2 tRNA genes are annotated in these 244 nt (G+C 46.3%); both read right to left on the bottom strand.

The features are described from left to right. Nucleotides 1–6: 6 nt before the first annotated feature. Nucleotides 7–82 (bottom strand) — tRNA-Ala (locus M3166_RS19255). Nucleotides 83–118: 36 nt separating this feature from the next. After that, nucleotides 119–195, bottom strand: a tRNA-Ile gene (locus tag M3166_RS19250). Nucleotides 196–244 lie beyond the last annotated feature (49 nt).

Raw genomic sequence — 244 nt, 5'->3', positions numbered from 1 at the left:
TAAAATTGGTGGAGCCTAGCGGGATCGAACCGCTGACCTCCTGCGTGCAAGGCAGGCGCTCTCCCAGCTGAGCTAAGGCCCCAATATTAGTATTAAGAGGTTATATAAAGAATTTATATGGTGGGCCTAAATGGACTCGAACCATCGACCTCACGCTTATCAGGCGTGCGCTCTAACCAGCTGAGCTATAGGCCCTCTTAGAAGTATATAAAATTCATCATAAACCTTCAAAACTGAACAGCAA

It is taken from the genome of Solibacillus isronensis, assembly GCF_023715405.1.
GTDB lineage: Bacteria > Bacillota > Bacilli > Bacillales_A > Planococcaceae > Solibacillus > Solibacillus isronensis_B.
Note: the sequence above shows the minus strand (reverse complement) of the source record. Positions and strands in the feature narration are given on the sequence as shown.